Consider the following 25,169-nt stretch of genomic DNA (forward strand, 5'->3'; position numbering starts at 1 on the left):
CTCACACAACCCCTCGTGAGCGCCCTTGAAGGAGACACTCCCATGCTTGGGAAAGCCCCATGGAAGATGGCGGCCGGTGCGACCGCCATCGCCTTGTTGGCCGCTGGTTGCGGTGGCGGCGGGTCCGATGACTCGTCGACCACTTCCAATACGGTCGTGATCGGTATCGGCGAGCCGCAGCACCTGATCCCGACGAACTCCACGGAGTCGAACGGTTCCGAGGTCCTGGCTTCGCTGTTCTACCCGCTCGTCGACTTCGACGCCCAGAACAAGCCGGTTCCGGTCGCCGCCGAGTCGGTCACCCCGGACGCCACCAGCACCACCTGGACCGTCAAGCTGAAGTCGGGCTTCACGTTCAGCAACGGTGAGCCGGTCACCTCGGACAACTACATCAACGCCTGGAACTACGGGGCCTACGGCCCGAACGGTCAGGGCGCTTCGTACTTCTTCGAGAAGATCGCCGGTTACGCGGACATGCAGTCCACCGACCCGGACGGTGAGGAGGGCCCCAAGAAGGCCCCCGAGCCCAAGGCGAAGACCCTCACCGGTCTGAAGAAGGTTGACGACACGACCTTCACCATCACGCTCTCGGCGCCGTTCTCCGGCTGGGAGTCCGTCATGGGCTACAGCGCGTTCTACCCGCTGCCGAAGGCCGCCTGGAAGTCCGAGGGCGTCATCGCCGACGGCTTCGAGGACGCCATCATCGGCAACGGCCCCTTCAAGCTGAAGGGCAAGTGGGAGCACGACTCCCAGATCGTCGTGGAGAAGGTGGCCGACTTCAAGGGCACCGTTCCGAAGGTCGACGGCGTCACCTGGAAGATCTACCAGGACCAGCAGGCGGAGTACGCCGACCTGGTTGCCAACAACGTCGACGTGCAGACCACCATCCCGATCGAGTCGCTCGCCAAGGCGTCGGCCGACCTGGGTGACCGGTTCAAGAAGAGCCCGAACTCCGTCTTCCAGTTCGTCGGTTTCCCGACGTTCCAGAAGGAGTTCCAGGACGTTCGCGTTCGTCAGGCGATCTCGATGGCGATCAACCGCCAGGAGATCACCGACCAGATCTTCCTCGGTTCGCAGTCGCCGGCGACCTCGTTCGTCTCGCCGGTCGTCGCGGGTTACCGCGAGAACACCTGTGGCAAGAACTGTGAGTACAACCCCACCGAGGCCAAGGCGCTGTACCAGGCTGCCAAGGGCCCGTCGGAAATCAAGATCACGTACAACGTCGACGGCAACCACAAGGCGTGGGTGGACGCGACGTGCAACCAGATCAAGGCTTCTCTCGGCATCAACTGCGTCGGCGGCGAGGAGCCCAAGTTCGCCGACCTGCTGAGCAAGGTTGAGAAGAAGCAGCCGGTCGGCCTGATCCGTCTCGGCTGGATCATGGACTACCCGCTGATGGAGAACTACCTCGGCCCGCTGTACAGCACCGACGGTTCCTCCAACTACTACGGGTACAGCAACCCGACGTTCGACAACCTGGTCAAGGAAGGCTCGGCCGCCAAGACCTCCGAGGAGGCCATCGCCAAGTGGCAGGCCGCCGAGGACATCCTGGCGAAGGACATGCCGGTCATCCCGCTGCGGAACGGCCAGAACGTCTACGGCTACTCGACCAAGGTCTCCAACGTGAACGTCGACCTGTTCCAGAAGGTCGACCTTTACAAGATCGAAGTTGTCGGCTGATCTGATCTGCCTGCACGACTGGTGGTGGCGTCACGGAGAATGTGAAACCGTGGCGCCACCACTGCGTTACCCCAACCTCATCGTCGCCGTGCTCACGAGGCCGGCGCTCTTCCGCGGAAGAGGCTAAACCCGTATGTTCCGCTATATCGTGCGGCGCTTGCTGCAGATGGTCCTGACGTTCTTCGGGGCCACGTTTCTGCTGTACGCGCTCGTGTTCGCCAACCAGAAAGACCCGATCCAGGCCTTGGTTGGCGAACGTCCCGTAACTGAGAGTCAGCGCATCGCGCTGACCGAGCGGTACCACCTGGATGAAGGCTTCTTCATGCAGTACTGGTACTACATGAAGGGCCTGTTCACCGGGGACTTCGGCACCTCGCTGACCGGTCGAAAGATCCTCGACATGATGTCCGACGCGTGGCCGGTCACCCTTCGCCTCGCCCTCATCGCGATCGTCATCGCGGCTGTCTTCTCCGTGACCGCGGGCGTTTACTCCGCCATCCGGCGCGGTGGCATCTTCGACAACGTCACGCTGATCATCACGCTGGTCCTCCTGGCCATGCCGATCGTCGTCCTCGCGCCCCTCGCGCAGCTGGTCTTCGGTATTCAGCTCGGCTGGTTCGCACCTACCGCAACACGCGACGCGACCTTCGTGCAACTGCTTTTGCCGGCGATCGTGCTCGCCTGCATCGTGATCGCGCCCGAGATGCGAGTGACCCGGACGTCGGTCGTCGAGAACCTCCGCGCCGACTACGTGCGCACCGCGCGAGCCAAGGGCCTGACCCGGATGCGCGTCATCTGGGTGCACGTCCTGCGTAACTCGCTGATCCCGGTCGTCACGCTGATCGGCGTCGACCTGGGCACCTTGATGGCCGGCGCGATCGTCACCGAGAAGATCTTCAACATCCCCGGTGTCGGCTTCAACCTGGCCCGGGCGATCCGCACCGAGGACGGCCCGCTAGTGGTCGGTTTCGTGAGCATCCTGGTGATCCTGTTCCTGTTCATCAACCTGCTCGTCGACCTTCTGTACGCCGCCCTCGACCCCAGGATTCGCTATGAGTGACTTGAACACCGTGACCGCGGCCGAGGCGCCGGGCGGTCAGCCGAACGTCCCGCGCGGCCCGGTCAAGAAGGACAAGCCCCGCAGCCTCGCCGCGGACGCCTGGTCCGACCTCCGGGGCCGGAAGATCTTCTGGATCGCCGTGGTGCTGGTCATCATCGTGCTGGTGATGGCCGCCTGGCCGACCCTGTTCACCTCGGCGGACCCGGACTCCTGCGCGCTGTCGCACCAGTTCAAGGGGCCGTCCGGCGCTGCCCTGTTCGGGTACGACTTCCAGGGCTGCGACGTCTACGCCAAGGTCATCCACGGCGCCCGCAACTCGATCCTGATCGGCATCTCCTCCACCCTGCTGTCCGGCGTCATCGGCCTGGTCTTCGGTCTGGTGTCCGGCTACTTCGGCGGCTGGGTCGACGCGGTCCTGTCCCGGTTCATCGACATCATGCTGGGCGTGCCGTTCCTGCTGGCCGGCATCGTCCTGTCCAGCCGGCTCTCGTCCGGCCCGACGGACAACGGCAAGGTCGCGGTCACCCTCACCCTGGGCCTGCTCAGCTGGACCTCCGGGGCCCGCGTGATGCGGTCCGCGGTGATCTCGGCGAAGAACCAGGACTACGTCGCGGCCGCCCGGATGCTGGGCGCCCCGCCGATGCGGCTGATCCTCCGGCACATCCTGCCGAACTCCATCGCGTCGTACATCGTCCTGTTGACCCTGCTGCTGGGCATCAACATCTCCAGCGAGGCGACCCTGTCGTTCCTCGGCGTCGGTCTCCGGAACGGCGCGATCAGCTGGGGCATCATGATCGCCGACGGCACGGGCTTCGCCCGGACCGAGCCCTGGCCGCTGGTCTGGCCGGCGATCTTCCTCGGCGTGACGGTGCTCGCGTTCATCATGCTCGGCGACGCGGTCCGCGACGCCTTCGACCCGAAGTTGCGGTGACCCTGTGACTGATATCAAGGCGCGAATCGATGTCCTACCGGGCATCGACCCACGCGCACCGCTGCTCGAAGTGAGCAACCTGCACGTCGAGTTCCGCACCAACTACGGCGTGGCCAAGGCCGTCAACGGCGCCAACTTCTGGCTCTCCCCGGGCGAGACGCTGGCGATCCTCGGCGAGTCCGGCTGCGGCAAGTCGGTCACCGCCCAGGCGATCATGGGCATCCTGGACACCCCGCCGGGCTACGTCACCCAGGGCGAGATCAAGTACCGCGGCGTCGACCTGCTCAAGATGAAGGAAGAGCAGCGGCGCAAGGTCCGGGCCAACCGGATCGCGATGATCTTCCAGGACGCGCTCTCCGCGCTGAACCCGGTCTACACCGTCGGCTTCCAGCTCAGCGAGCTCTTCCGCAAGCACCGCGGAATGTCCCGCTCGGACGCCAAGAACCGGGCGATCGACCTGCTCGACCAGGTCAAGATCCCGGCCGCCCGGGACCGGATCAACGACTACCCGCACCAGTTCTCGGGTGGCATGCGGCAGCGCGTCATGATCGCCATGGCGCTGGCGCTCGACCCTGAGGTGCTGATCGCCGACGAGCCCACCACGGCGCTCGACGTCACCGTGCAGGCGCAGATCATGGGCCTGCTCGCGGACCTGCAGAAGCAGCGCAACATGGGCCTGATCCTGATCACGCACGACATGGGCGTGGTCGCCGACGTGGCCGACCGGATCTCGGTGATGTACGCGGGCAAGGTCGTCGAGGAGGCGCCGGTCTACGACATCTACGCGCGCCCGGCCCACCCGTACACGCGGGCCCTGCTCGAGTCGATTCCCCGGCTCGACATGAAGGGTCAGCAACTCAGCGTCATCCGCGGTCTGCCGCCGGCGCTGACCGACGTGCCGAAGGGTTGCGCGTTCAACCCGCGGTGCGCCTACGCGCGGGATGCCTGCCGTCAGGACCCGGCGCCGCCGGCGTACCAGGTCTCGGTCCAGCCGCACCGCACGGCCCGCTGCCACTTCTTCCGGGAGGTCATCGGTGAGTGACGTAGTCCTCGAGACCAAGGGTCTCACCAAGCACTTCCCGATCACCCAGGGCATTCTCTTCAAGAGCAAGGTCGGGGCGGTCCGGGCCGTCGACGGCGTCGACCTGCACCTGCGGCGCGGCGAGACGCTCGGCGTGGTCGGCGAGTCCGGCTGCGGCAAGTCGACCCTGGCCAAGCTGCTGGTCGGCCTGGAGAAGCCGACCGCCGGCACGATCAACGTGCGTGGCCAGAACATGGTCACCATGAAGGGCGGCGAACTGCGCCGGGCCCGTCGCAACATCCAGATGGTGCTGCAGGACCCGTACACGTCGCTCAACCCCCGGATGACGGTCGGCGACATCATCGGCGAGCCGTTCGAGATCCACCCCGAGGTGGTCCCGAAGGGCGGCCGGCAGCGCGCGGTGCAGGACCTGCTGGACACGGTCGGCCTCAACCCCGACCACATCAACCGGTACCCGCACCAGTTCTCCGGCGGTCAGCGCCAGCGCATCGGCATCGCCCGCGCGCTCGCGCTCAAGCCCGAGATCATCGTCTGCGACGAGCCGGTGTCGGCGCTCGACGTGTCCATCCAGGCCCAGGTGATCAACCTGCTCGAGCGCCTGCAGGACGAGTTCGGCCTGTCGTACATCTTCATCGCGCACGACCTCTCGGTCGTCCGGCACATCTCCGACCGGGTCGCCGTGATGTACCTCGGCAAGGTCATCGAGACCGGCCACGACCAGGCGATCTACGAGCAGCCGACGCATCCGTACACGCAGGCGCTGCTCTCCGCCGTCCCGGTTCCGGACCCGCGCCTGCGCGGCCACCGTGACCAGATCGTCCTGGAGGGCGACGTCCCGTCCCCGGCCAACCCGCCCTCGGGTTGCCGCTTCCGTACCCGGTGCTGGAAGGCTTCGGACATCTGCGCCCAGCAGGAGCCCCTGCTGCAGATCCGCGAGCGCTCCCCGCACCCCAGCGCTTGCCACTTCGCGGAAATTCGCGACGTCGTGCACGGTCGCTGACCTCGGGCAGCAGGCCGGGCCGGATCCGCTTTCCCGCGGACTTCCGGCCCGGCCTTCGCCGTTTCCGGGGGCTTTCCGACGCGGCTGCGCCATTTTTAAGATCAAATTCTTTATTGCCTCGGCTGCGGCCGATAACTGATCGTCGCTCCCGCGGGGACCCTTCCGGGCCTCGCAGGGCGCGGGGCGCCCAGAACGCGAGACCCTCCAGGGCGACGTCCGTGGGTGGTTGCGGTTCAAAGAACCCACGCGAGGCCCGCCGAGGTCCAGGCCGTAGCGCGTCTCTCGGCTCCGGCTGGTCCGCCGGGATGCCGTAGCGCGTCTCTCGGCTCCGGCTGGTCCGCCGGGATGGCGTAGCGCGTCTCTCGGCTCCGGCTGGTCCGCCGGGATGGCGTAGCGCGTCTCTCGGCTCCGGCTGGTCCGCCGGGATGGCGTAGCGCGTCTCTCGGCTCCGGCTGGTCCGCCGGGATGGCGTAGCGCGTCTCTCGGCTCCGGCTGGTCCGCCGGGATGGCGTAGCGCGTCTCTCGGCTCCGGCTGGTCCGCCGGGATGGCGTAGCGCGTCTCTCGGCTCCGGCTGGTCCGCCGGGATGCCGTAGCGCGTCTCTCGGCCCCGGCCGGTCCGCAGGGATGGCGCAGCGCGGTGAAGGCGCCGGCCGAGAGCCGCGACCGCTGCTGGGGGCCGGGTCGCGGCTGGTGGTGAGGGCCGTTTCGTGGTGATTGAGGCAGCTCCGCGGGCCGGCCGGGAGCGCGGGTTACAGGGGGCCGCGGCCGGAGCGGAGCAGGAGCAGGGCCACCTGGGTGCCGTCGGGGCCCAGCGCGGCACGGAAGCGGTCGACGATCTCGCGTTCGCGGGCCAGGACCAGGCGGGTGCCGCCGGAGGCCATCCGGGTCTTGCCGACCTCCTGGGAGAGGCGGGACCGCTCCTGCCAGAGGTCGATGATGGCCTGGTCGATCTCGTCGATGCGCTCGCGCATGGCACGGATCTCGTCGGCGGCCAGCGGGCGGCCCGCGCCGGTCGAGGCGTCCAGGGCGGCGGTGGCGGCGACGGACTTGTCGGTGACGATCCCCGGGTTAGCGGGAGCGTTGCCGCCGGTCGGGCCCGCGGGCGCGCCGGCGACGGCAGCCGAACTCGCGGGCACCTCGGCTGCCGCGGTCGGGCTCGCGGGGGCTGCGCGGTCGGCGGCGGCGAGGGTCGGGCTCGCGGAGGCGGCGGCGGCCGGGCTCGCGGAGGCGGCGGCGAGGGTCGGGCTCGCGGAGGTGGCGGCGGCCGGGCTCGCGGGGGCCGCGCTGTCCGGGGCGGGCGGATTCGGGGCGGCGGGGGAGTCGTCCGGGGTGGTCTGGGCCATCACGTCGGCGGTCATGGTGTGCTCCTTGGGTGCTTTGTCGCTCCGGACAGCCCGGCCCGGGAAGCAACAAGCCCCGGGCTGTGGAAGCCCGGGGCTTGAAGTAGGTCTGTCGTTCAGGGGCGACCTACGGCTGCCGGACTTCCGGAACCGTAGTAAAAAAATCGCGCCTGCTGGATCACGCAGCCGAGTATGCCCCGCTCCCGGACCGCCCCGCAAGGAAACCGCCCGAACGTTGGGAAACCGGCCCGGCGGGGCGGGGATCCCGCCGTACCGGGAAGGGTTTTGCCTGGTCTGAAGCGGATGAGAAACGCGCCTTGACTCTGCCCCTGGGGCCGACCCCACCATGGTTCTCAAGAAGAAAACGGCCCGGCGCGAAGAAGCGCCGGGCCGTCGGAGAAGCGAGTGGAAGGGTCAGGGGGTGGTCGTGATGCGGTTGGCCGGACCGGGGGCAATGGTGCCCGTGGCGAGGTAGGCGGTGAGCGCGTCGATGTCGAAACCGGGCGCGGTGACGACCTTGGCGGGGTCGACGACCAGGTTGCCGAAGCCGTCCCCACCCGCGGCCAGGAAGTTGTTGATGGTGACCTGGTAGGTGGCGGCCGGGTCGATCGGCGTGCCGTTCAGGGCGAGGTTGCTGACCCGCGAGCCGAGCGCGGCGGAGGCGCTCCAGGTGTAGGTGAAGCCGGCCGAGACCTGGAGGATCTTCGTGGTGGTCTGCCCGGAGTAACCGGCGAACTGCTGCTCCAGCACGCTCTTGAGCTGCGCGCCGGTGAGCGGCTCGGTGGCGACCAGGTTGTTGAACGGCTGAACGGTGAACGCCTCGCCGTAGGTGACCTGGCCGTAGGCCTCGCCACCGGTCGACTGGTCGGCGTCGAAGTCGGCGCGGATGCCGCCCGGGTTCATCAGGGCGATCTGCGCGCCGGCGGACTTGGTGTAGGACAGCTGGGCGTCCGCGATGACGTCGCCGAGCGGGCTCTCACCGGCCGCGGTGTTGGTGCGCACGATGTCACCGGTGATGCTGCCGACCACCTTGTTGGCGAGCGGGGCGACGGCGACCCGGTACTTGTCGGCGACCTTCTTCGCGGCGGCGTCGACGGTGGCCGGGTTCTTCAGGTAGACGCCGGCCGCGTCCTTCTTCCAGCCGCCGTTGCCGTCCGGGACGCCGTTCTCCACGATCACGTTCTTCGCGGTGATCTCGGCGAACTTACCGGTGCGCTTGTCCAGCGAGTAGTCGATGTCGGTGATCAGCTGGCCGTTGGTGCCGGCGCTGGTCACCACGGTGTCCGTGCCGGTCTTGTTCGGCAGCTTGCAGCTGTAGAACCGGTGCGTGTGCCCGGAGACGACCACGCCGATCTCCGGGTTCAGGCCCTTGACGATGTCGACCACCGGGCCGGTGAAGTTCACGCAGTCCGAGACGCCCGGGGTGGGGGTCGCCGAGCCCTGCGCGCCGCCCTCGTGCAGCAGCAGGACCTGCGCCTTGACCCCGAACAGCTTGAGGATGTTGCTCCACTTGTTCGCGGTCACGATCTCGTCGGTGAAGTGCACGTTCTTGATGCCGGCCGGGTTGACGATGCCGGCCGTGCCCTCCAGCGTCAGGCCGATGAAGCCGACCGGCACGCCCTTGACGTACTTGATCTCGATGGGCGGCAGGATCGGCAGCCCGGTCTTGTTGTTGATCGTGTTCGCGGCCAGGTAGGTGAACTTCGCCCCGCGGTACGGGTCGCCGTCCTGGCAGCCGTCGACCGGGTGACACCCGCCGCGCTGGATCCGGATCAGCTCGTCCACGCCCTCGTCGAACTCGTGGTTGCCCACCGAGCTGACCTGCAGGCCGATCGTGTTCATCAGCTCGATCGTCGGCTCGTCGTGGAACGCCGCGCTGACCAGCGGGGACGCGCCGATCAGGTCGCCGGCCCCGGCGGTGATGGTCGCCCGGCCCTCGCTCGTGGCCTCGGCGCGCAGCTTCTTCAGGTACGTCGCGAGGTACTCCACCCCACCGGCCGGGGTGCTGGTGCCCCCGGCGTTGACCACCGCGCCGCTGCCGATCGGCGGGTCGATCGCGCCGTGGAAGTCGTTGTAGCTGAGGATCTGACCCTTGACCAGGGCCGATCCGTGCGACGCGCCGTAGCTGGCGGTGACCGGCGTGAACTCGGCGGGCGGCGCGGCGGCCGCGGACTGGGCGGCGGGCATCGCGGACAGCGCGCCCACGACGGCAAGGGCGACGGCTGGTACGCCGATACGCCGCCGAAGCGGAGAAGTCATGTTATGGAGCCTCCGGATTCTGCAGTGGACGTTCAGGCAACCCGATCAGACTCGTTGATCAGGCTCTTCGGCGCCACCACTTCGAGGTGACATGTCGATTGCCGAACACCGATGTCCGCCCCGCCGTGGCGCGATCGGGTGTCGGAGGGTCGGCATACACTGGCTCCCGCGATGCGACCTTCATCTGAACCTTCCGACAACGCCCTGTTCGCGCTGCCCACGGCCGTTCCCCCGGCGCCCGTGCGGCCGGCCCCGCGGAGATCCGCCGACCCCGAGGCTCTGCTCGAAGGGCTGAACGGCCCGCAACGGGACGCGGTGACCCACGCCGGGGGCCCGCTGCTGATCGTGGCCGGCGCCGGCTCGGGCAAGACCCGGGTGCTGACCCACCGGATCGCGTACCTGCTGGCCGCGCGGAACGTGCACCCCGGCGAGATCATGGCGATCACGTTCACCAACAAGGCGGCCGGCGAGATGAAGGAGCGGGTCGCCCACCTGGTCGGCCCGCGCGCCCGGCTGATGTGGGTGTCGACGTTCCACTCGGCCTGTGTGCGGATCCTGCGCGCCGAGCACGAGCACGCCGGGCTGAAGAGCACGTTCTCGATCTACGACGCGGACGACTCGCGCCGGCTGATGACCCTGGTCGCCCGGGAGCTGGATCTGGACCCGAAGCGGTACACCGCGCGGGGCCTGGCCGCCCAGGTGTCGAATCTGAAGAACGAGCTGGTCGACCCGGAGACGTTCAAGCAGCGGGCGAACGGGCCGAACGAGCGGGCCGTGTCGGAGGCGTACGAGTTGTATCAGCGCCGCCTGCGTGAGGCGCACGCGCTGGACTTCGACGACATCATCATGTCGGTGGTGCACCTGTTCCAGTCGCACCCGCTGGTCGCCGAGGCGTACCGGCGCCGGTTCCGGCACGTGATGGTCGACGAGTACCAGGACACCAACCACGCGCAGTACACGCTGATCCGCGAGCTGGTCGGCAAGGATCACGAGGACCCGTCCGAGCTGTGCGTGGTCGGTGACGCCGACCAGTCGATCTACGCGTTCCGGGGCGCCACGATCCGCAACATCCTGGAGTTCGAGCGGGACTACCCGTCCGCGCGGACCATCCTGCTGGAGCAGAACTACCGCTCCACCCAGACGATCCTCTCCGCGGCGAACGCGGTGATCGACCGGAACACCTCGCGCAAGCCCAAGCGGCTCTGGAGCGACCAGGGCGCCGGCGAGCAGATCGTGGGCTACGTCGCCGACACCGAGCACGCCGAGGCCGACTGGGTGGCCCGGGAGATCGACCGGCTGACCGACAACCATGACGTCCGCCCCGGTGACGTCGCCGTCTTCTACCGCACCAACAACCAGTCCCGGGTGTTCGAGGAGGTGTTCATCCGGGTCGGCCTGCCCTACAAGGTGGTCGGCGGGGTGCGCTTCTACGAGCGCAAGGAGGTGCGGGACGCGCTGGGCTACCTGCGCGCGATCGTGAACGACGACGACACGGTCAGCATCCGGCGCGTGCTGAACACGCCGAAGCGCGGGATCGGGGACCGGGCCGAGGCGTGCGTCGAGGCGCTGTCGAACCGGGACCGGATCTCGTTCGGCCAGGCGCTGCGGCACGCGCGGAACGCGCCAGGCATCTCCACCCGCGCGGCGAACAGCATTCTGGACTTCGTGCGGCTCCTCGACGACCTGCGGGAGCTGGCGCTGACCGCCCCGCCGGAGGAGGTGCTGGAGTCGGTGCTGCAGCGCTCCGGGCTGCTCAGCGAGCTGGAGGAGAGCCTCGACCCGCAGGACCAGGGCCGGGTGGAGAACCTGCAGGAGCTCGTCAGCGTCGCCCGGGAGTACACCGAACGGGTGGAGTCGCAGGCGAGCGAGGACGATCCGGAAGCGCCGGCGGCGACGCTGGCCGGGTTCCTGGAGCAGGTGGCCCTGGTCGCGGACGCCGACCAGATCCCCTCCGACGACCCCGATCACCAGGGCGTGGTCACGCTGATGACCCTGCACACCGCGAAGGGCCTGGAGTTCCCGGTGGTGTTCCTGACCGGCCTGGAGGACGGCATCTTCCCGCACATGCGGGCGATGTCCGACAACACCGAGCTGGAGGAGGAGCGCCGGTTGGCGTACGTCGGGATCACCCGCGCCCGCCAGCGCCTCTACCTGTCCCGCGCGGTGACCCGCTCGCAGTGGGGCCAGCCGCAGTACAACCCGCCGTCGCGGTTCACCGACGAGCTGCCGGCCGAGCTGGTGCGCTGGGAGCGCACCGGCGGGTCGTACACGTCCTGGTCCGGCACGGGTGGCGGGCACGGCGGCCGGGCCGGCGGCGACCGGGGCCGGGGTGGCGGTTTCGCCGGCGGCACGCCGAAGGCGCAGCGGATCGCCGAGCGGCTCGGCATCGACGCGAGCAAGCTGTCCACCGCGAGCGAGCTCAAGCAGGCGCCGAAGGTGGAGCCCGGCGACCGGGTCAACCACCAGCGTTACGGCCTGGGCCGGGTGGTCACCGTGGAGGGGCAGGGCCCCGGCGCCCGCGCGCAGATCGACTTCGGCGATCAAGTGATGTGGCTGATCCTGCGGCACGCCCCGATCGAGAAGATCTAAGACCAAAATTCCGATTCAGTACGTATCGCAGCCGGGAATGTCCACCCCGCGCTGATGCATCCACGCGGTCGGTTCGATCGGGTTCTTGTAGTGCCCCTCGTGCACCTCGAAGTGCAGGTGCGGGCCGGTCGAGTGCCCGGTCGAGCCCTCGTCGCCGATCTGCTCGCCGGCCCGCACGACCTGGCCGACGGTCACCGCGATCCGGGACATGTGGCCGTAGTGGGTGAGCCAGCCGTCGCCGTGGTCGATCAGCACGGCGTTGCCGTAGCCCTCGGCCGCCCCGGCCCGGACCACGACGCCGGCGCCGGCCGCGAGGATCGGGCTGCCGTCCGGCGCGGCCAGGTCCACGCCGGCGTGCAGGCGGCCCCAGCGCTGCCCGAAGCAGGACGTGACCCGGGCGGCCGGGTTCGGGTTCACCCAGCCGGTGCCGGTCCCGCCGGTCGTGCCGTGCGAGGCCACCAGCGGGACGATCGCGGGGGCCGGCTTTGCCTTGCGCAGCACCGGCGCGGCCGAGGAGACGCCCAGGCCGGCCGCGATGCCCAGCCCCTCGTCGTCGGTGCCGAGCCGGGGGTACGTCTTGCCGGGCGCCTCGTCACCGCTGGGCGGGACGATCGGGAGGGCGGCGGTGGCGTGCGCGGCGGTGTGCCCGCGGCTGGAGGAGTGGTCGCCCGGGCCGGCCGCCGAGGCGGCGGCGCCGGCGATCCCGATCCCGGTGGCGAGCGTGGCGGTCAGCGCGGTGAGGGAGAGGACGGACCGGCTGCGGCTGGCGAAGAGTGCCGGGAAGACCGGGGCCCGGTGCCGGCCGAGGCGTTCCTGACGGTGCCGCCCGTTGGCGCCCGCAGCCGTTGTCTGCCCCACGCGTAACTCTCCTCCCGACGACCGTGATTCGTGCTGTCACGGTTCTGTCGGCGGGGCGCGCGGAGCGCTGAGGGAGATCGTGGCCGGTACAACCGGCCGGCAACTCTTAGGAGGCGGCTTCGGCCGCGGCCATGCTCGCGTAGACCGACTCGGTCTGGAGCTGGATGTCGACCCCGTGCGCCTTGAGGAAGGTGATCGGGTCGATCGGCTTGCCGCTGACGTGGATCTCGAGGTGCAGGTGCGTGCCGTACGAGTAACCGGTGTTCCCGATCTCGCCGACCACCTGCCCGGCCTTGACCGTGTCGCCCTTCTTCACCAGCAGCCGCCGGGAGTGGGCGTAGATGATCTCGGTGCCGTCGTCCTGCTGGACGGTGATCGAGTAGCCGTAGCCGCCGTTGTAGCCGGCCGCGGTCACCGTGCCGCCGTGCACCGCCTTGTAGGGCGTGCCCTCCGGGGCGGCCAGGTCGATGCCGGCGTGCAGCTTGCCGAACCGGACCCCGAACGCCGAGGTGAACTGGTAGTCGTCGACCGGCAGCAGGTAGACCTCGGCGGCGGCTTCCTCGTCGGAGAGCTTCGTGCCGGCCTTGGCGGTGGCGTCCCGGTTCTCGCTACGGGAGGCGCGGGTGGCGTCCGTACGGTTCGCCAGCGCGTCGGAGGCGGCCTGGGACTGCTGCGACTGGTCGAGGCTCTGCAGGACGTCCGGGCTGATCGTCTTCGCGTCGGAGAGGTTCGCGGCGCCGAGGGCGACCACACCGGCCCCGACGAAGGCGGAGGTGACGACTGCGGCGTAACGGCTGCGCGGAGGGGTAGGTACACGGCGGCGGCCGCGATAGCGATCGGGCTCAGACGACAAGCGCTGGCGCACGAACAACCCTCCGTCGACGACATTGCGGCGGCACCCTCGAAACCCGCCGTCAAGCGGTTATCAAGTGTTGGCCGGGCCCTCGCTTAGGGGTGAACCTGTGCGGGAGCCGTCGCCACGGTAACGAAACGACTGCCCGGTCACAAGTCGCAGCGCCATTTTCGTGACAGTTCCGCGCCGGTAATGATCAGTTATTGTCCGAATTGGCTTACTTTCCTTAGGGGCAAATTAGCGACGGTGTGTAATCGCCTATAAAGCGGAACGTGATGTGACCGGAGTAACCATTCCCAAGCCGTGTCCTGGTAGGGGGCGCGCCCCGGGCGTGGTGCCGCGGGGTCGGCGAGGTTGGCACACGAGCGGGGGCCGGATCCGGCGGCGTCGTGGCATTTGGTGGCGAGGTCATTCCGGAGGGCGACATCACGGAATGGAATTCACTCGGTGTAGCCGAGGCATTTACGGGCGGTGCTACCGCCGTACCGTCGGCGAATGGTTTTCGCGGCAATGCGGGTCGCCGGGACATAGGGAGGGGCCGGACGCACCCCTCACACGTCCGGCCCCTCTATGCGCGATGCCCCGCCGCCACCCCTCGACCGACAGGGCATCGGCCGCTTTCTGATCCGCGGGCCCGAGTAGCAGCTCGCTGACATCACACTCAACGACGCCCTTCTCCGAGGGGTTACGCGCCGTCGCGTGACTTTTTGCGAACACTTCCGTGGACGGGCCGGCGAGCGCGGCCGGGGCGAGCCGGCGAGGGCGACCGTCGGGCCCCGGCAACCTCTTCTTGCACAGGTGTCCCGACCGTCCCGGACCTGCGATTTCGTCCCCCTGGTGTGTGGTCTTGCACACCGTGTACCCGCGCGGGCACGGAGCCCGATTCGGTCGCTAGTCTGCGGATGAAGGCCATTTCACGATGGCCCGACGATCCTCACGCTGGCGGCGCCACTGCGACGCGCCGCGCACACAACAGGTCGGGACGCAATGGTGCGGCTTGCCGGCGCTTGGCGTCGCGAGCGAAAGGAGACACGTGGACCTGTTCGAGTATCAGGGGCGCGACCTGTTCGAACGGCACGGGCTGCCCGTGCTGGGCGGCGGCGTCGCCGAGACCCCGCAGGAGGCCCGGGCGATCGCCGAGCGCCTCGGTGGCAAGGTCGTCGTCAAGGCGCAGGTGAAGGTCGGTGGCCGCGGTAAGGCCGGCGGCGTCAAGCTGGCCGACGGCGCCGACGAGGCGGAAGCCCGCGCGACCGACATCCTGGGCATGGACATCAAGGGTCACACCGTCCACAAGGTGATGCTGGCCGAGACGGCCGACATCAAGGAGGAGTACTACTTCTCCTACCTGCTGGACCGGGCGAACCGTACGTTCCTCTGCATCGCCAGCGTCGCCGGTGGTATGGAGATCGAGACGGTCGCCGAGACCGACCCGGACCGGGTCGCCAAGGTCGCCATCGACGCCAGCAAGGGCGTGGACGAGGCCACGGCGCGGGAGATCGTCACCCTCGCCAAGTTCCCGGCCGACGTCGCCGACCAGGTCGTCGACATCGCGGTGAAGCTGTGGCAGGCGTTCGTCGCCGAGGACGCCCTGCTGGTCGAGGTCAACCCGCTGGCCAAGGTGGGCGACGGCCGGGTGCTGGCGCTGGACGCCAAGGTCACGCTGGACGAGAACGCCGGCTTCCGGCACCCCGACCACGAGGCGCTCGAGGACAAGTCCGCGGTCGACCCGATCGAGCAGGCGGCCAAGGCCAAGAACCTCAACTACGTCAAGCTCGACGGCGAGGTCGGCATCATCGGCAACGGCGCGGGCCTGGTCATGTCGACCCTCGACGTGGTCGCGTACGCCGGTGAGAAGCACGGCGGCGTGAAGCCGGCGAACTTCCTCGACATCGGTGGCGGCGCCAGCGCCCAGGTGATGGCGAACGGCCTGGAGATCGTCCTCGGCGACCCGTCGGTGAAGTCGGTCTTCGTGAACGTCTTCGGCGGCATCACCGCCTGTGACGCGGTGGCCAACGGCATCATCCAGGCGCTCGAGCTGCTCGCCGACCGCGGCGAGACGGTCACCAAGCCGCTCGTGGTGCGTCTCGACGGCAACAACGCCGAGGCCGGCCGCGCCATCCTCGACGGCGCCAACAACCCGCTCGTCACGCGGGTCGACACGATGGACGGAGCGGCAGAGAAGGCCGCCGAGCTCGCGGCTGCGGGGAAGTGAACTAATGGCTATCTGGCTCACCAAGGACTCCAAGGTCATCGTCCAGGGCATCACCGGTGGCGAGGGCTCCAAGCACACCAAGCGGATGCTCGCCGCGGGCACCCAGGTGGTCGGCGGCGTGAACCCGCGCAAGGCCGGCACCAAGGTGGACTTCGACGGCACCGAGCTGCCGGTGTTCGCCACGGTCGCCGAGGCGATCAAGGAGACCGGCGCCGACGTGTCGGTCATCTTCGTGCCGCCGGCGTTCACCAAGGCCGCGGTCCTCGAGGCGATCGACGCCGAGATCCCGCTGGCCATCGTGATCACCGAGGGCGTACCGGTGCAGGACTCGGCGTCCTTCTGGTCGTACAACGTGGCCAAGGGTGAGAAGACCCGGATCATCGGCCCGAACTGCCCGGGCATCGCCTCGCCGGGCGCGTCGAACGCCGGCATCATCCCGGCCGACATCACCCCGCAGGGCCGGATCGGCCTGGTCAGCAAGAGCGGCACGCTGACCTACCAGCTCATGTACGAGCTGCGGGAGTTCGGCTTCTCCACGGCCGTCGGCATCGGTGGCGACCCGATCATCGGGACCACGCACATCGACGCGCTGAAGGCGTTCCAGGAGGACCCGGACACCGACGCGATCGTGATGATCGGTGAGATCGGTGGCGACGCCGAGGAGCGGGCCGCCGAGTTCATCAAGGCGCACGTGACCAAGCCGGTGGTCGGCTACATCGCCGGCTTCACCGCTCCGCCCGGCAAGACCATGGGTCACGCCGGCGCGATCATCTCCGGCTCGGCCGGCACCGCCGACGCGAAGAAGGCGGCGCTGGAGGCGGCGGGCGTCAAGGTCGGCAAGACGCCGAGCGAGACGGCCCGGCTCATGCGCGAGATCATGAGCTGACCATCGATCTGCCTACGATCGGCGCGCCGCCGGCCGGGTCGACGAGACCCGATCGGCGGCGCGCCGTCGTATCTGCATCGCTGTAAGTGCCCTGGCGTGACAAGGTAGGTCGCGATGCCCAGCACAACCGACCGTCCCGGCGGCTCGGAGGACCCGTTCGCGGTCGCCGAGGCGCTGCAGTCTGTCGTGCGGGACACCGAGCAGCTGCCCGCCCCGGGCGCGAGCCGGGAGCCCCAGCCGCAGGCCGCGGGCGCGCCGGACACCCGGGACACCGTCGTCGTGGACGACGCGATGCTCGGCCGCCGCGAGACGGTCCGGGTCCCCAACCAGCGCCGGCCGCCGGAGCGCGCCAAGGGCGCCCCGCTGCCGGTGGCGGTGGCCTTCGCCACGACCTGGGCGGCGCTGCTCACCTATCTTCCGGTCGCCGCGGCGCTCGGGCTGGCCCGCACCCTGGAGGGCCAGGGTGGCCTGCTCGGGGCGGCCCATGCCGGCGCGGCCGCCTGGCTGCTCGGCCACGGGGTGCCGATCGGCACGTCGATCGGCTCGCTCGGGCTCTCGCCGCTGCTGCTCACCGGGCTGGTGCTGTGGCGGCTGCAGCGGGCCGGGCTGCACGTGACCCGGGCGATCGGGGCGCGGCGTACCGGCTCGATCGGCTCGGCGCTTCTCGTGGCGATGTGCGTCGGGGTGGCGTACGGCGCCATCGGTTTTCTGACCGCGCAGCTCACCGATGGCCGCGGCACCCACGTCTCCACCGCCCGCGCCGCGGCGGATTTTCTGCTGCTCGGGCTGGTCGGGGCGCTGATCGGCGCGTTGCGCGGCAGCGACGCGGTCACCACGCTGGCCCGGCGGGTCCCGTCGGCGCTGCGCCACGGCATCCGGACCGGGCTGGTCGCCGGGCTCCTGATGGTCGGGGCGGGCGCGGCGGTCGGCGGGCTGTCGGTCGCGCTCGGCGGTGGCGACGCCGCGAAGATCATCGCGGCCTATCACACCGGGGTGGCCGGCCAGGCCGGGATCACCCTGATCAGCGTGGCCTACGCGGCGAACGCGGCGGTCTGGGCCACGGCGTACCTTCTCGGTCCCGGTTTTGTCCTGGGGGTTGGCTCGATCATCCGGCTGACCGAGTTCGCGGTCGGTGACCTGCCCACGTTGCCGCTGCTGGCCGGCCTGCCGAACGGGCCGGTGGGCTCCGGCGGCACGCTGCTCCTGACTCTTCCGGTGATCGCCGGCGCGGTGGCCGGCTGGGGGCTCACCCAGCGGCTGCGCTACGGCCGCGCGCACGCCTGGGGGCCCGGTCGCGGCTCCGGCGCGGACGCCCCGGAACCGGCCTGGTCGCTGCTGTTCGGCGCGGGCCTGCTGGCCGGCCCGGTCGCGGGTCTGCTGCTCGCCGGGCTGGCCTGGTGCTCCGGCGGCCCGGTGGGGGACGGGCGGCTCGCCGAGATCGGCCCGGCGGCCGGTCAGGTCGGGCTGGTGGCCGCGATCGTCGCCGCGATCTCGGTGATCGTGGGCGCCTCCGCGGCCCGGATCTTCAGCACCCCGCGGCGGCCGGTCGTGACCAAGAGCCGCCGATAACCGCCCGATTTCGGTTGACCTGGGCGTCCCGGATAGGGTGCTGAGGTGACTGACCCCGCGCCCGCCCGCCTGGTCGTCCTGATCTCCGGATCGGGCAGCAACCTGCAAGCTCTTCTCGACGCGGCCACGGATCCGGCGTACGGCGCCGAGGTCGTCGCGGTCGGTGCGGACCGGGACGGCATCGCCGGCCTGGAGATCGCCGCCGCGGCCGGTGTGCCCACGTTCGTGGACTCGGTGAAGGCCTACCCGACCCGCGACGACTGGGACGCCGCGGTCACCGGGCACGTCGCCGCGCACCGCCCCGACCTGGTCATCTCGGCCGGCTTCCTGAAGCTGGTCGGCAAGCAGTTCCTGGACGCGTTCGGCGACCGGTACATCAACACGCACAACGCGCTGCTGCCGTCGTTCCCCGGCATCCACGGGCCGCGCGACGCGCTCGCCTACGGCGTGAAGCTGGCCGGCGCGACGCTTTTCTTCGTCGACGCCGGTGTCGACACCGGGCCGATCATCGCCCAGGTCAGTGTCCCCGTGCTCGACGACGACACGGAAGCCACGCTGACCGAGCGGATCAAGGTGGCCGAGCGGGCCCAGCTGGTCGAGTTCGTCGGCCGCCTGGTCCGCGACGGCTGGACCATCAAAGACAGGAAGGTACGGATTCCGTGAGCACCGAGGGTCTGCGTCCGATCAAGCGGGCGCTGCTGAGCGTGTGGGACAAGGCCGGCATCGTCGAGCTCGCCCAGGCCCTGCACGCCGCCGGCGTGGAGATCGTCTCGACCGGCTCCACCGCGAGCACCGTGGAGAAGTCCGGCGTGCCGGTGACCCGGGTGGAGGATCTGACCGGCTTCCCGGAGATCCTCAGCGACCGGGTGAAGACCCTGCACCCCAAGGTGCACGCCGGTCTCCTCGCCGACCTGCGGCTGGACAGCCACGCGCAGGAGCTGGCCGAGCACGGGATCGAGCCGTTCGACCTGCTGGTGAGCAGCCTCTACCCGTTCTCCGAGACGGTCGCCTCCGGGGCGAGCGAGGAGGAGTGCATCGCCAAGATCGACATCGGCGGGCCGGCGATGGTCCGGGCCGCGGCGAAGAACCACGCCTCGGTTGCCGTGGTGGTCTCCACCGAGGGCTATCCGCTGATTCTTTCCGCGCTGGCGGCCGGCGGCTTCACGCTGGAGCAGCGCAAGGTGCTCGCCTCCCGGGCGTTCATCAACATCGCGGAGTACGACGTCGCGGTGGCGAACTGGACGGCGACCGTGCTGGCGCCGGCCGCGGAATGGCCGGACTTCGCGGGCATCGCGCTGAAAAAACAAGACATTCTCCGGTACGGCGAGAACCCGCACCAGCAGGCCGCGCTCTACGTCGACGCGAATGCTCCCGCCGGGCTGGCGCAGGCCGAGCAGCTCAACGGCAAGGAGATGTCCTACAACAACTACGTCGACGCGGACGCCGCCTGGCGCACCGCGAACGACTTCACCGACCCGGCCGTGGCGATCATCAAGCACGCGAACCCGTGCGGCGTGGCGATCGGCGCGGACGTGGCGGAGGCGCACCGCAAGGCGCACGAGTGCGACCCGGTCTCCGCGTTCGGCGGCGTGATCGCGGTCAACCAGGCGGTCACGCTCGAGCTGGCGCAGCAGGTCGCGGAGATCTTCACCGAGGTCATCGTGGCCCCGTCCTACGCCCCCGAGGCGCTGGACCTGCTGCGCGAGAAGAAGAACCTGCGCGTCCTGGTCGCCCCGGCGTGGAACCCGCCGCCCGCCGAGATCAAGCAGGTCGGCGGCGGCGTGCTGGTGCAGATGTCGGACCGGATCGACGCCGAGGGCGACGACCCGGCGAACTGGACGCTGGCGACCGGCGCGGCCGCGTCCCCGGCGGACCTGCGCGACCTGGCCTTCGCGTGGCGGGCGATCCGCAGCGTGAAGAGCAACGCGATCCTGCTGGCGCACGACGGCGCGACCGTCGGCGTCGGCATGGGCCAGGTCAACCGGGTCGACTCGGCCAAGCTGGCGGTCGACCGGGCCGGCGCCGAGCGGGCGGCCGGCAGTGTGGCCGCCTCGGACGCGTTCTTCCCGTTCCCGGACGGCCTCGAGGTGCTGATCGCGGCCGGCGTCAAGGCGGTCGTCCAGCCGGGCGGCTCGATCCGCGACAACCTGGTGATCGAGGCGGCCGAGAAGGCCGGCCTGACCATCTACTTCACCGGAACGCGGCACTTCTACCACGGCTGATCGCTTCTCCCGAAGAGCCGGCCCGCACCCGCGGGCCGGCTCTTTCGTGTTCCGGAACCACGGGGTTACCGCCGAGTATTGATTTTGTTACATCAGTAGATCTAAATTCTTAGCCGCGCTCGTGCGGGGGCGTCGCCGTCACGGCGTTCACGGGGGAGAGGACGGGCATCGGCGTGCGCGGACAACGATGGCTGCAGGCGGGGGTGGCGGCGCTGGCCGCGCTCTCCTTGACGATGGTGGCGCCGGCGACCGGCGCGCACGCCGACACCGGGGACACCTGGGCCTATCCGAGCCGGCTCGACGACGGACTGACCGCGGCCCGGCTGGACCGGTGCCGGCTCGGCTTCGTGGCCCAGGCCGGCGGCCCGGCGATCCGCTCGGTGGCGCAGACCGGGCTGACCGGGACGACCGCGGCGATGCACACCGCGGCCGATCCGAGCTACTGGAACGCGACGCCGCTGTCGACCGCGTACGACCAGGACCGGGCCGACTACTCGGCCAAGGTCGACACGCTCTACGGCCGCAAGGACGTGTGGAGCGACTCGATCCCGAACAACTTCGAGGTCGTCGACGAGACCGTCACCGGCTTCCAGTGGGCCCCGAACTTCTACGGCGACCTGGGCATCCTCTCGTTCTACAACCACCGGTTCTTCGACGGTGAGGGCAGCCTCTACGAGGACCTGGCCCCGGTCGGCTCGGCCGAAGCGGTGGCCAGCGCGGTCGCGATCGCCAAGGCGCAGGGGTTGTACACCGGGTCGGGCGGCTCGTCGTACGAGCGGTGGGCCTGGGGCGAGGTCGGCGACGAGGACCCGTTCAACGACGGCCACGTCTACCCGGGCAACCACCACGCCGACGACCTCCGGCTGTTCCTGCAGGCCGGCGGCTTCCCGAAGAGCGCCCCGGCGCCCGGCTCGACCGAGTTCCGGCTCGAGGTCGAGGCGATCAAGCAGCGGTTCGCCTCGTGCGACACGGACAACCCGCTCGACCCGAACCACGTGCTCGCCCCGGTGGTGCACACCGCCGCCGCCGAGTGGCAGGCCGAGCTCGACTCGCAGGCCACCCAGCGGGCCGCGATCCTGGCCGCGCACGCCAAGGCGTACCTCGACCTGGAGAACGCCGCGATCGCGATGGGCGAGGCGGTCGGCCAGTCCTGGATCGCGCACCAGCTCACCAAGTGGCAGTCCTGCTGGAGCGCGGGCGGCCTGTGCACGGCCGGCTCCGGCCCGATCACCTTCAAGTACAAGCCGTCGACCACGTTCTGCCTGGACAACACCAGCGGATCGGCGACGAACAACAACAAGATCGAGCTCTGGACCTGCAACAACGGCACGGCCCAGCAGTGGCGCCCGTACGGCTACAACTACCTGGACGGCCCGCTCTACAACGCGGCCACCGGCAAGTGCCTGGACCTCAACGGCACCAATGTGGTGCTCTACGCCTGCACCACCAACAAGGCCAATCAGCACTGGCAGTGGTCCACCACCGGCGGCCTGACCCGGCTCTACAACGTCGGCGCGAACAAGTGCCTGGACTTCGCCTCGGCCACCAACGGGCTGGCCGCCGCGGTCAAGACCTGCACCGGCGGCACCACCCAGCAGTTCGTCTCGGCGCAGAACAACGCCGGCACCGGCACCGGGACCGACATCCTGGACGCGCCGAAGGCGGCCGACTTCACCTACGCGGTCAACGAGATCAAGAACGCCCAGAACCGGGCCGCCGCGCAGCTCACCATCGCCAACAACGCCGCCGCCGACGCCCAGGTCCAGGCGACCGCGGTGACCAACGCGCAGAACGCGGCCGCCACGATCGCCACCGCCGGGCACTACCCGGTGGGGCGTGGTCTCGCCTACGCGCAGCAGTCCGCCCAGGTGGTCAAGGCGTCCGCGGCCGGCACCACCGCCGCGGCCAAGGCGACCGCCACCGCGGTGCAGGCCACCAAGGCCGCCGTCGCCGACAGCGACACCCTGCTGGCCCTGGCCAAGACCCAGGCCACGGCGATGCGCGCGGAGTACGCCAAGAACGCCGCCCAGGAGGCCGCCCGTCAGGCGCAGGCCGCCGCGCAGTCGGCCGCGGCCGAGGCGACCGCCGCGGCCAGGGACGCGGCGACGGCCAAGGCCAAACGGGCCGAGGCCGAGCAGGCCCGGGCCACCGCCAAGATCGCCGCGGACCAGGCCGCGGCGCAGCGGAAGATCGCCGAGCAGCAGCGGGACGTCGCCGCGCAGCAGCGCCGGATCGCCGAGAGCCGGCGGGCCGACGCGGCCGCCGCCGACGCCGAGGCGCAACGCCAGCTCGGCATCGCCGGCAGCGCCCGGGCCTCGGCCGACGCCGACGCGGTGACCGCGGCCGACCGCGATCACGACGCCCAGGTCTCCGCGAACAACGCGATGATCGCCCGGGAGACCGCGGAGAACGCCAACGCCAAGCACGACTCGCTGGCCGCCCGGGCGATGGCCATGCAGGCCAAGGCGGACGCGCTGGCCGGCACCGACCAGGCCGCCGCGGCCCGGGCCGCCGCCGACCATGCCCAGCAGGAGGCGGATCGGGCCCAGGACGCGGCCGACGCGGCCGGCCGGGCCGCGGACACCGCCACCCGGGCCGCCGAGGACGCCCGTGAGGCCGCTACCCGGGCGCACGCGGCCGCCGCCCGGTCCGAAGCGGCCGCCAAGAAAGCCGACGCCCAGGTCGGGATCACCCGGGCGGCGATGGCCAAGGCGCACTCCGCGGCGGCCGACGCGCTCGCCGCCTCCCGGGACGCCAAGGCGCATGCCAACGCCGCCGACGCGGATGCGGCCGCCGCGGCCGCCGCGATGCGGGTCGCGGCCCAGCAGTCCGCCGCGGCCTGGGCCGCGGCGCAACAGGCGCAGTTGGACAGCGCGGTGACCGCCGGCAAGGCGTACGCCACGTCGCTGGCCGCACTCGCCGCCCGGGACTCCGCGGCGCAGGTGGCCACGCCCGCGAACGAGGCGATCGCGCTCGGCGCACCCTTCGTCGAGCGGGACTCCGCGGCGGCCCTGGCGGTGCTGGTCGGGCAGAGTGCGATGACCGTCGCCCAGCAGCAGAGCGCCGCGGCCGACGCCCGGGCCGCGGATGCGGCGACCGCCGCCGGGACCGCGGCCGCGCTCGCCGCCGCCGCGGTGGGCGACGCCAAGATCGCGGCGCAGGCCGCCGCCGACGCGGCCGCCTCGGCCTCGGCCGCGGCGAAGTCGGCGCGGGATGCCCGGGCCTCGGCCGCCGCAGCGGCCGCCGACGCCGCCGCGGCGGCGACCGCCGACGCCGAGACCGCCCAGCTCAACGCGCAGGCGGAACGGGATGCCGCGGCCGCGCACGCCGCCTCGCAGCAGGCGGCCGGGGAGGCCGACGCGGCCGACGCGGCGGCCGACAGTGCCGAGCGGGACGCGGCCTCGGCCCGGTCCGCGGCCACCCAGGCCCAGCAGGAGGCCGACGCGGCGCAGGACGCGGCTGACCGGGCCGACGCCTCGGCCGACGACGCCGAGGCGGCCGCACAACGGGCCAGGGAGGACGCCGCCGCGGCCGAGACGGCCGCGTCCAGCGCCGAGGCGGACGCCCGGTACGCGGACCGGATGAACCAGGTGGTGGCCACCTGGGACGGCGGCTACATGGCCCTGATGCTGCGGCCGGACCTCACGGTCGACGCCTGGGAGGGGCACTGCTCCACCGGTAACGGGTCGCCGACCTGTGACATCGACGTGCCGCTGCACATGCACGGGTTCGTCTACTACGACCTGATCATCTGCACGCTGACCGGGACCACCAGCGCGACCTGCGGCTCGCTGCCGCTGGCGGTCAAGACGGTGGACACCACCGTGCACCGGACCCTGCACATGGACGTCCGCGACCAGATCAAGGCGTCCTGGGACAACCTGGTCCACCTGGTCTTCGGGGATTTCATCGAGTGCGGCAAGAAGGCCACCAAGGGCGACATCCTGAACAGCAGCTGCGCGTGGGCGGCGGCCGAGCTGATCCCGTACGACCGGGTGTTCGCCTGGGTCAAGGGTGTGGTCGAGGCCCGGGCCGCGCTGCGGGCCGGCCAGGGGATCACCGACGCGCTCGAGGTGCTGCGGGCCAGCGACCTGCCGGCCGAGGCGCTCCCGCTGCTGGAGCGCGAGGCGTCGGCGGCCACCCGGCTGCTCTCCTGCGCGGCCAACGCCGCGGCCGCGGCCCGGGTGACCGCCCGGGTGACGGTGGCCCGCGCGGCGCAGACCGAGATCTGCCCGGTGGATCTGCTCACGGCCGCCGGCAAGGCCAGCTACCAGCTGCTGCGGGCGGCCGTGGAGCGGGCCCGGGCCCGGTCGGCCGCGGACTTCCGGGCGATGCTCGGGCCCGGTGAGTACGCTCGGGGCAAGACCGAGCCGTGGCTGCGTAGCATGTATGTCGGCACCGCGCTGGAGAAGATGGTCGCCGACGACGCGGCCGTCCTCGCCGACGCGAACATCGAGCACCTCGGTGCCGGGATGCGCGGTCAGTCACTGCCCGACTTCGTGATCGAGCACGGCGAAATGGAGTGTCCCATCGACGTCACCGGCGGCAGCGCCACCTCGATCCGGGATCACCTCAACTACGCCTTCGTGATCGGCCGGGACCAGATCATCGACTATCCGTCGTTCTCCGCCGACTTCCTCGCCGAGATCTTCTCGTGAGGGAGATCG

The 25,169-nt window shown here is 70.5% G+C and carries 16 protein-coding genes; 12 read left to right on the plus strand and 4 right to left on the minus strand.

The features are described 5' to 3' along the window. Positions 1 to 42 precede the first annotated feature (42 nt). The 5 genes from L3i22_RS03690 (at position 43) to L3i22_RS03710 (ending at position 5,713) form a co-directional block, all read left to right on the plus strand. Positions 43 to 1,680, plus strand: a complete 1,638-nt coding sequence (locus L3i22_RS03690; RefSeq protein WP_221325594.1) for an ABC transporter substrate-binding protein — start codon at positions 43 to 45, stop codon at positions 1,678 to 1,680. Between the two features lie 133 nt (positions 1,681 to 1,813). Next, positions 1,814 to 2,740 (plus strand): ABC transporter permease, encoded by a 927-nt coding sequence (locus L3i22_RS03695; protein ID WP_221325595.1) that lies wholly within the window; start codon positions 1,814 to 1,816, stop codon positions 2,738 to 2,740. Then, complete coding sequence (locus L3i22_RS03700) at positions 2,733 to 3,671, plus strand: ABC transporter permease (protein ID WP_221325596.1); 939 nt, start codon at positions 2,733 to 2,735, stop codon at positions 3,669 to 3,671. Before L3i22_RS03695 ends, L3i22_RS03700 begins: the two co-directional genes overlap by 8 nt. A gap of 4 nt (positions 3,672 to 3,675) precedes the next feature. Further along, positions 3,676 to 4,713: an ABC transporter ATP-binding protein gene (locus L3i22_RS03705; RefSeq protein ID WP_221325597.1), complete on the plus strand. Its 1,038-nt coding sequence runs from the start codon at positions 3,676 to 3,678 to the stop codon at positions 4,711 to 4,713. Beyond that, positions 4,706 to 5,713 carry an ABC transporter ATP-binding protein gene (locus tag L3i22_RS03710; protein WP_221325598.1) on the plus strand — a complete coding sequence of 336 codons (1,008 nt, stop codon included), beginning with the start codon at positions 4,706 to 4,708 and terminating at the stop codon, positions 5,711 to 5,713. The genes L3i22_RS03705 and L3i22_RS03710 overlap by 8 nt, the downstream gene beginning before the upstream one ends. A gap of 750 nt (positions 5,714 to 6,463) precedes the next feature. On the opposite strand, the gene L3i22_RS03715 is transcribed toward L3i22_RS03710, so the two are convergent. Then, entirely contained in the window at positions 6,464 to 6,775 is a 312-nt protein-coding gene (locus L3i22_RS03715) for a chorismate mutase (protein ID WP_221329768.1), read from the minus strand. Positions 6,776 to 7,468: 693 nt separating this feature from the next. Further along, entirely contained in the window at positions 7,469 to 9,313 is a 1,845-nt protein-coding gene (locus tag L3i22_RS03720) for a bifunctional UDP-sugar hydrolase/5'-nucleotidase (protein WP_221325599.1), read from the minus strand. Positions 9,314 to 9,484: 171 nt separating this feature from the next. On the opposite strand from L3i22_RS03720, the gene pcrA reads away from it, so the two are divergent. Continuing rightward, positions 9,485 to 11,902: a DNA helicase PcrA gene (pcrA, locus tag L3i22_RS03725; protein WP_221325600.1), complete on the plus strand. Its 2,418-nt coding sequence runs from the start codon at positions 9,485 to 9,487 to the stop codon at positions 11,900 to 11,902. Between the two features lie 15 nt (positions 11,903 to 11,917). Here the strand turns inward: pcrA and L3i22_RS03730 are convergent, their stop codons facing one another. Next, entirely contained in the window at positions 11,918 to 12,760 is an 843-nt protein-coding gene (locus tag L3i22_RS03730) for a M23 family metallopeptidase (RefSeq protein ID WP_221325601.1), read from the minus strand. A 106-nt stretch (positions 12,761 to 12,866) separates the two neighbouring features. Then, positions 12,867 to 13,625, minus strand: a complete 759-nt coding sequence (locus tag L3i22_RS03735; RefSeq protein ID WP_221325602.1) for a M23 family metallopeptidase — start codon at positions 13,623 to 13,625, stop codon at positions 12,867 to 12,869. A 1,021-nt stretch (positions 13,626 to 14,646) separates the two neighbouring features. Here L3i22_RS03735 and sucC point away from each other — a divergent pair. The 6 genes from sucC (at position 14,647) to L3i22_RS03765 (ending at position 25,160) form a co-directional block, all read left to right on the plus strand. Continuing rightward, on the plus strand, positions 14,647 to 15,825 hold the full coding sequence (gene sucC / locus L3i22_RS03740; RefSeq protein WP_221325603.1) for an ADP-forming succinate--CoA ligase subunit beta: 1,179 nt from the start codon (positions 14,647 to 14,649) through the stop codon (positions 15,823 to 15,825). 4 nt (positions 15,826 to 15,829) lie between these two features. Then, a complete protein-coding gene (sucD, locus tag L3i22_RS03745; RefSeq protein WP_221325604.1) occupies positions 15,830 to 16,711 on the plus strand; it encodes a succinate--CoA ligase subunit alpha in 882 nt (293 codons plus the stop codon). A gap of 114 nt (positions 16,712 to 16,825) precedes the next feature. Further along, a complete protein-coding gene (locus L3i22_RS03750) occupies positions 16,826 to 18,280 on the plus strand; it encodes a DUF6350 family protein (protein ID WP_255657921.1) in 1,455 nt (484 codons plus the stop codon). Between the two features lie 45 nt (positions 18,281 to 18,325). Then, the gene (purN, locus tag L3i22_RS03755; protein ID WP_221325605.1) at positions 18,326 to 18,943 is read left to right on the plus strand and encodes a phosphoribosylglycinamide formyltransferase; all 618 of its coding nucleotides are present in this window, start codon (positions 18,326 to 18,328) and stop codon (positions 18,941 to 18,943) included. Next, positions 18,940 to 20,502, plus strand: a complete 1,563-nt coding sequence (gene purH, locus L3i22_RS03760) for a bifunctional phosphoribosylaminoimidazolecarboxamide formyltransferase/IMP cyclohydrolase (RefSeq protein ID WP_221325606.1) — start codon at positions 18,940 to 18,942, stop codon at positions 20,500 to 20,502. The genes purN and purH overlap by 4 nt, the downstream gene beginning before the upstream one ends. Before the next feature lie 173 nt (positions 20,503 to 20,675). After that, a complete protein-coding gene (locus L3i22_RS03765; RefSeq protein WP_221325607.1) occupies positions 20,676 to 25,160 on the plus strand; it encodes an RICIN domain-containing protein in 4,485 nt (1,494 codons plus the stop codon). The last annotated feature ends 9 nt before the right edge of the window (positions 25,161 to 25,169 follow it).

The organism is Actinoplanes sp. L3-i22 (assembly GCF_019704555.1).
Taxonomy (GTDB): Bacteria; Actinomycetota; Actinomycetes; order Mycobacteriales; family Micromonosporaceae; genus Actinoplanes.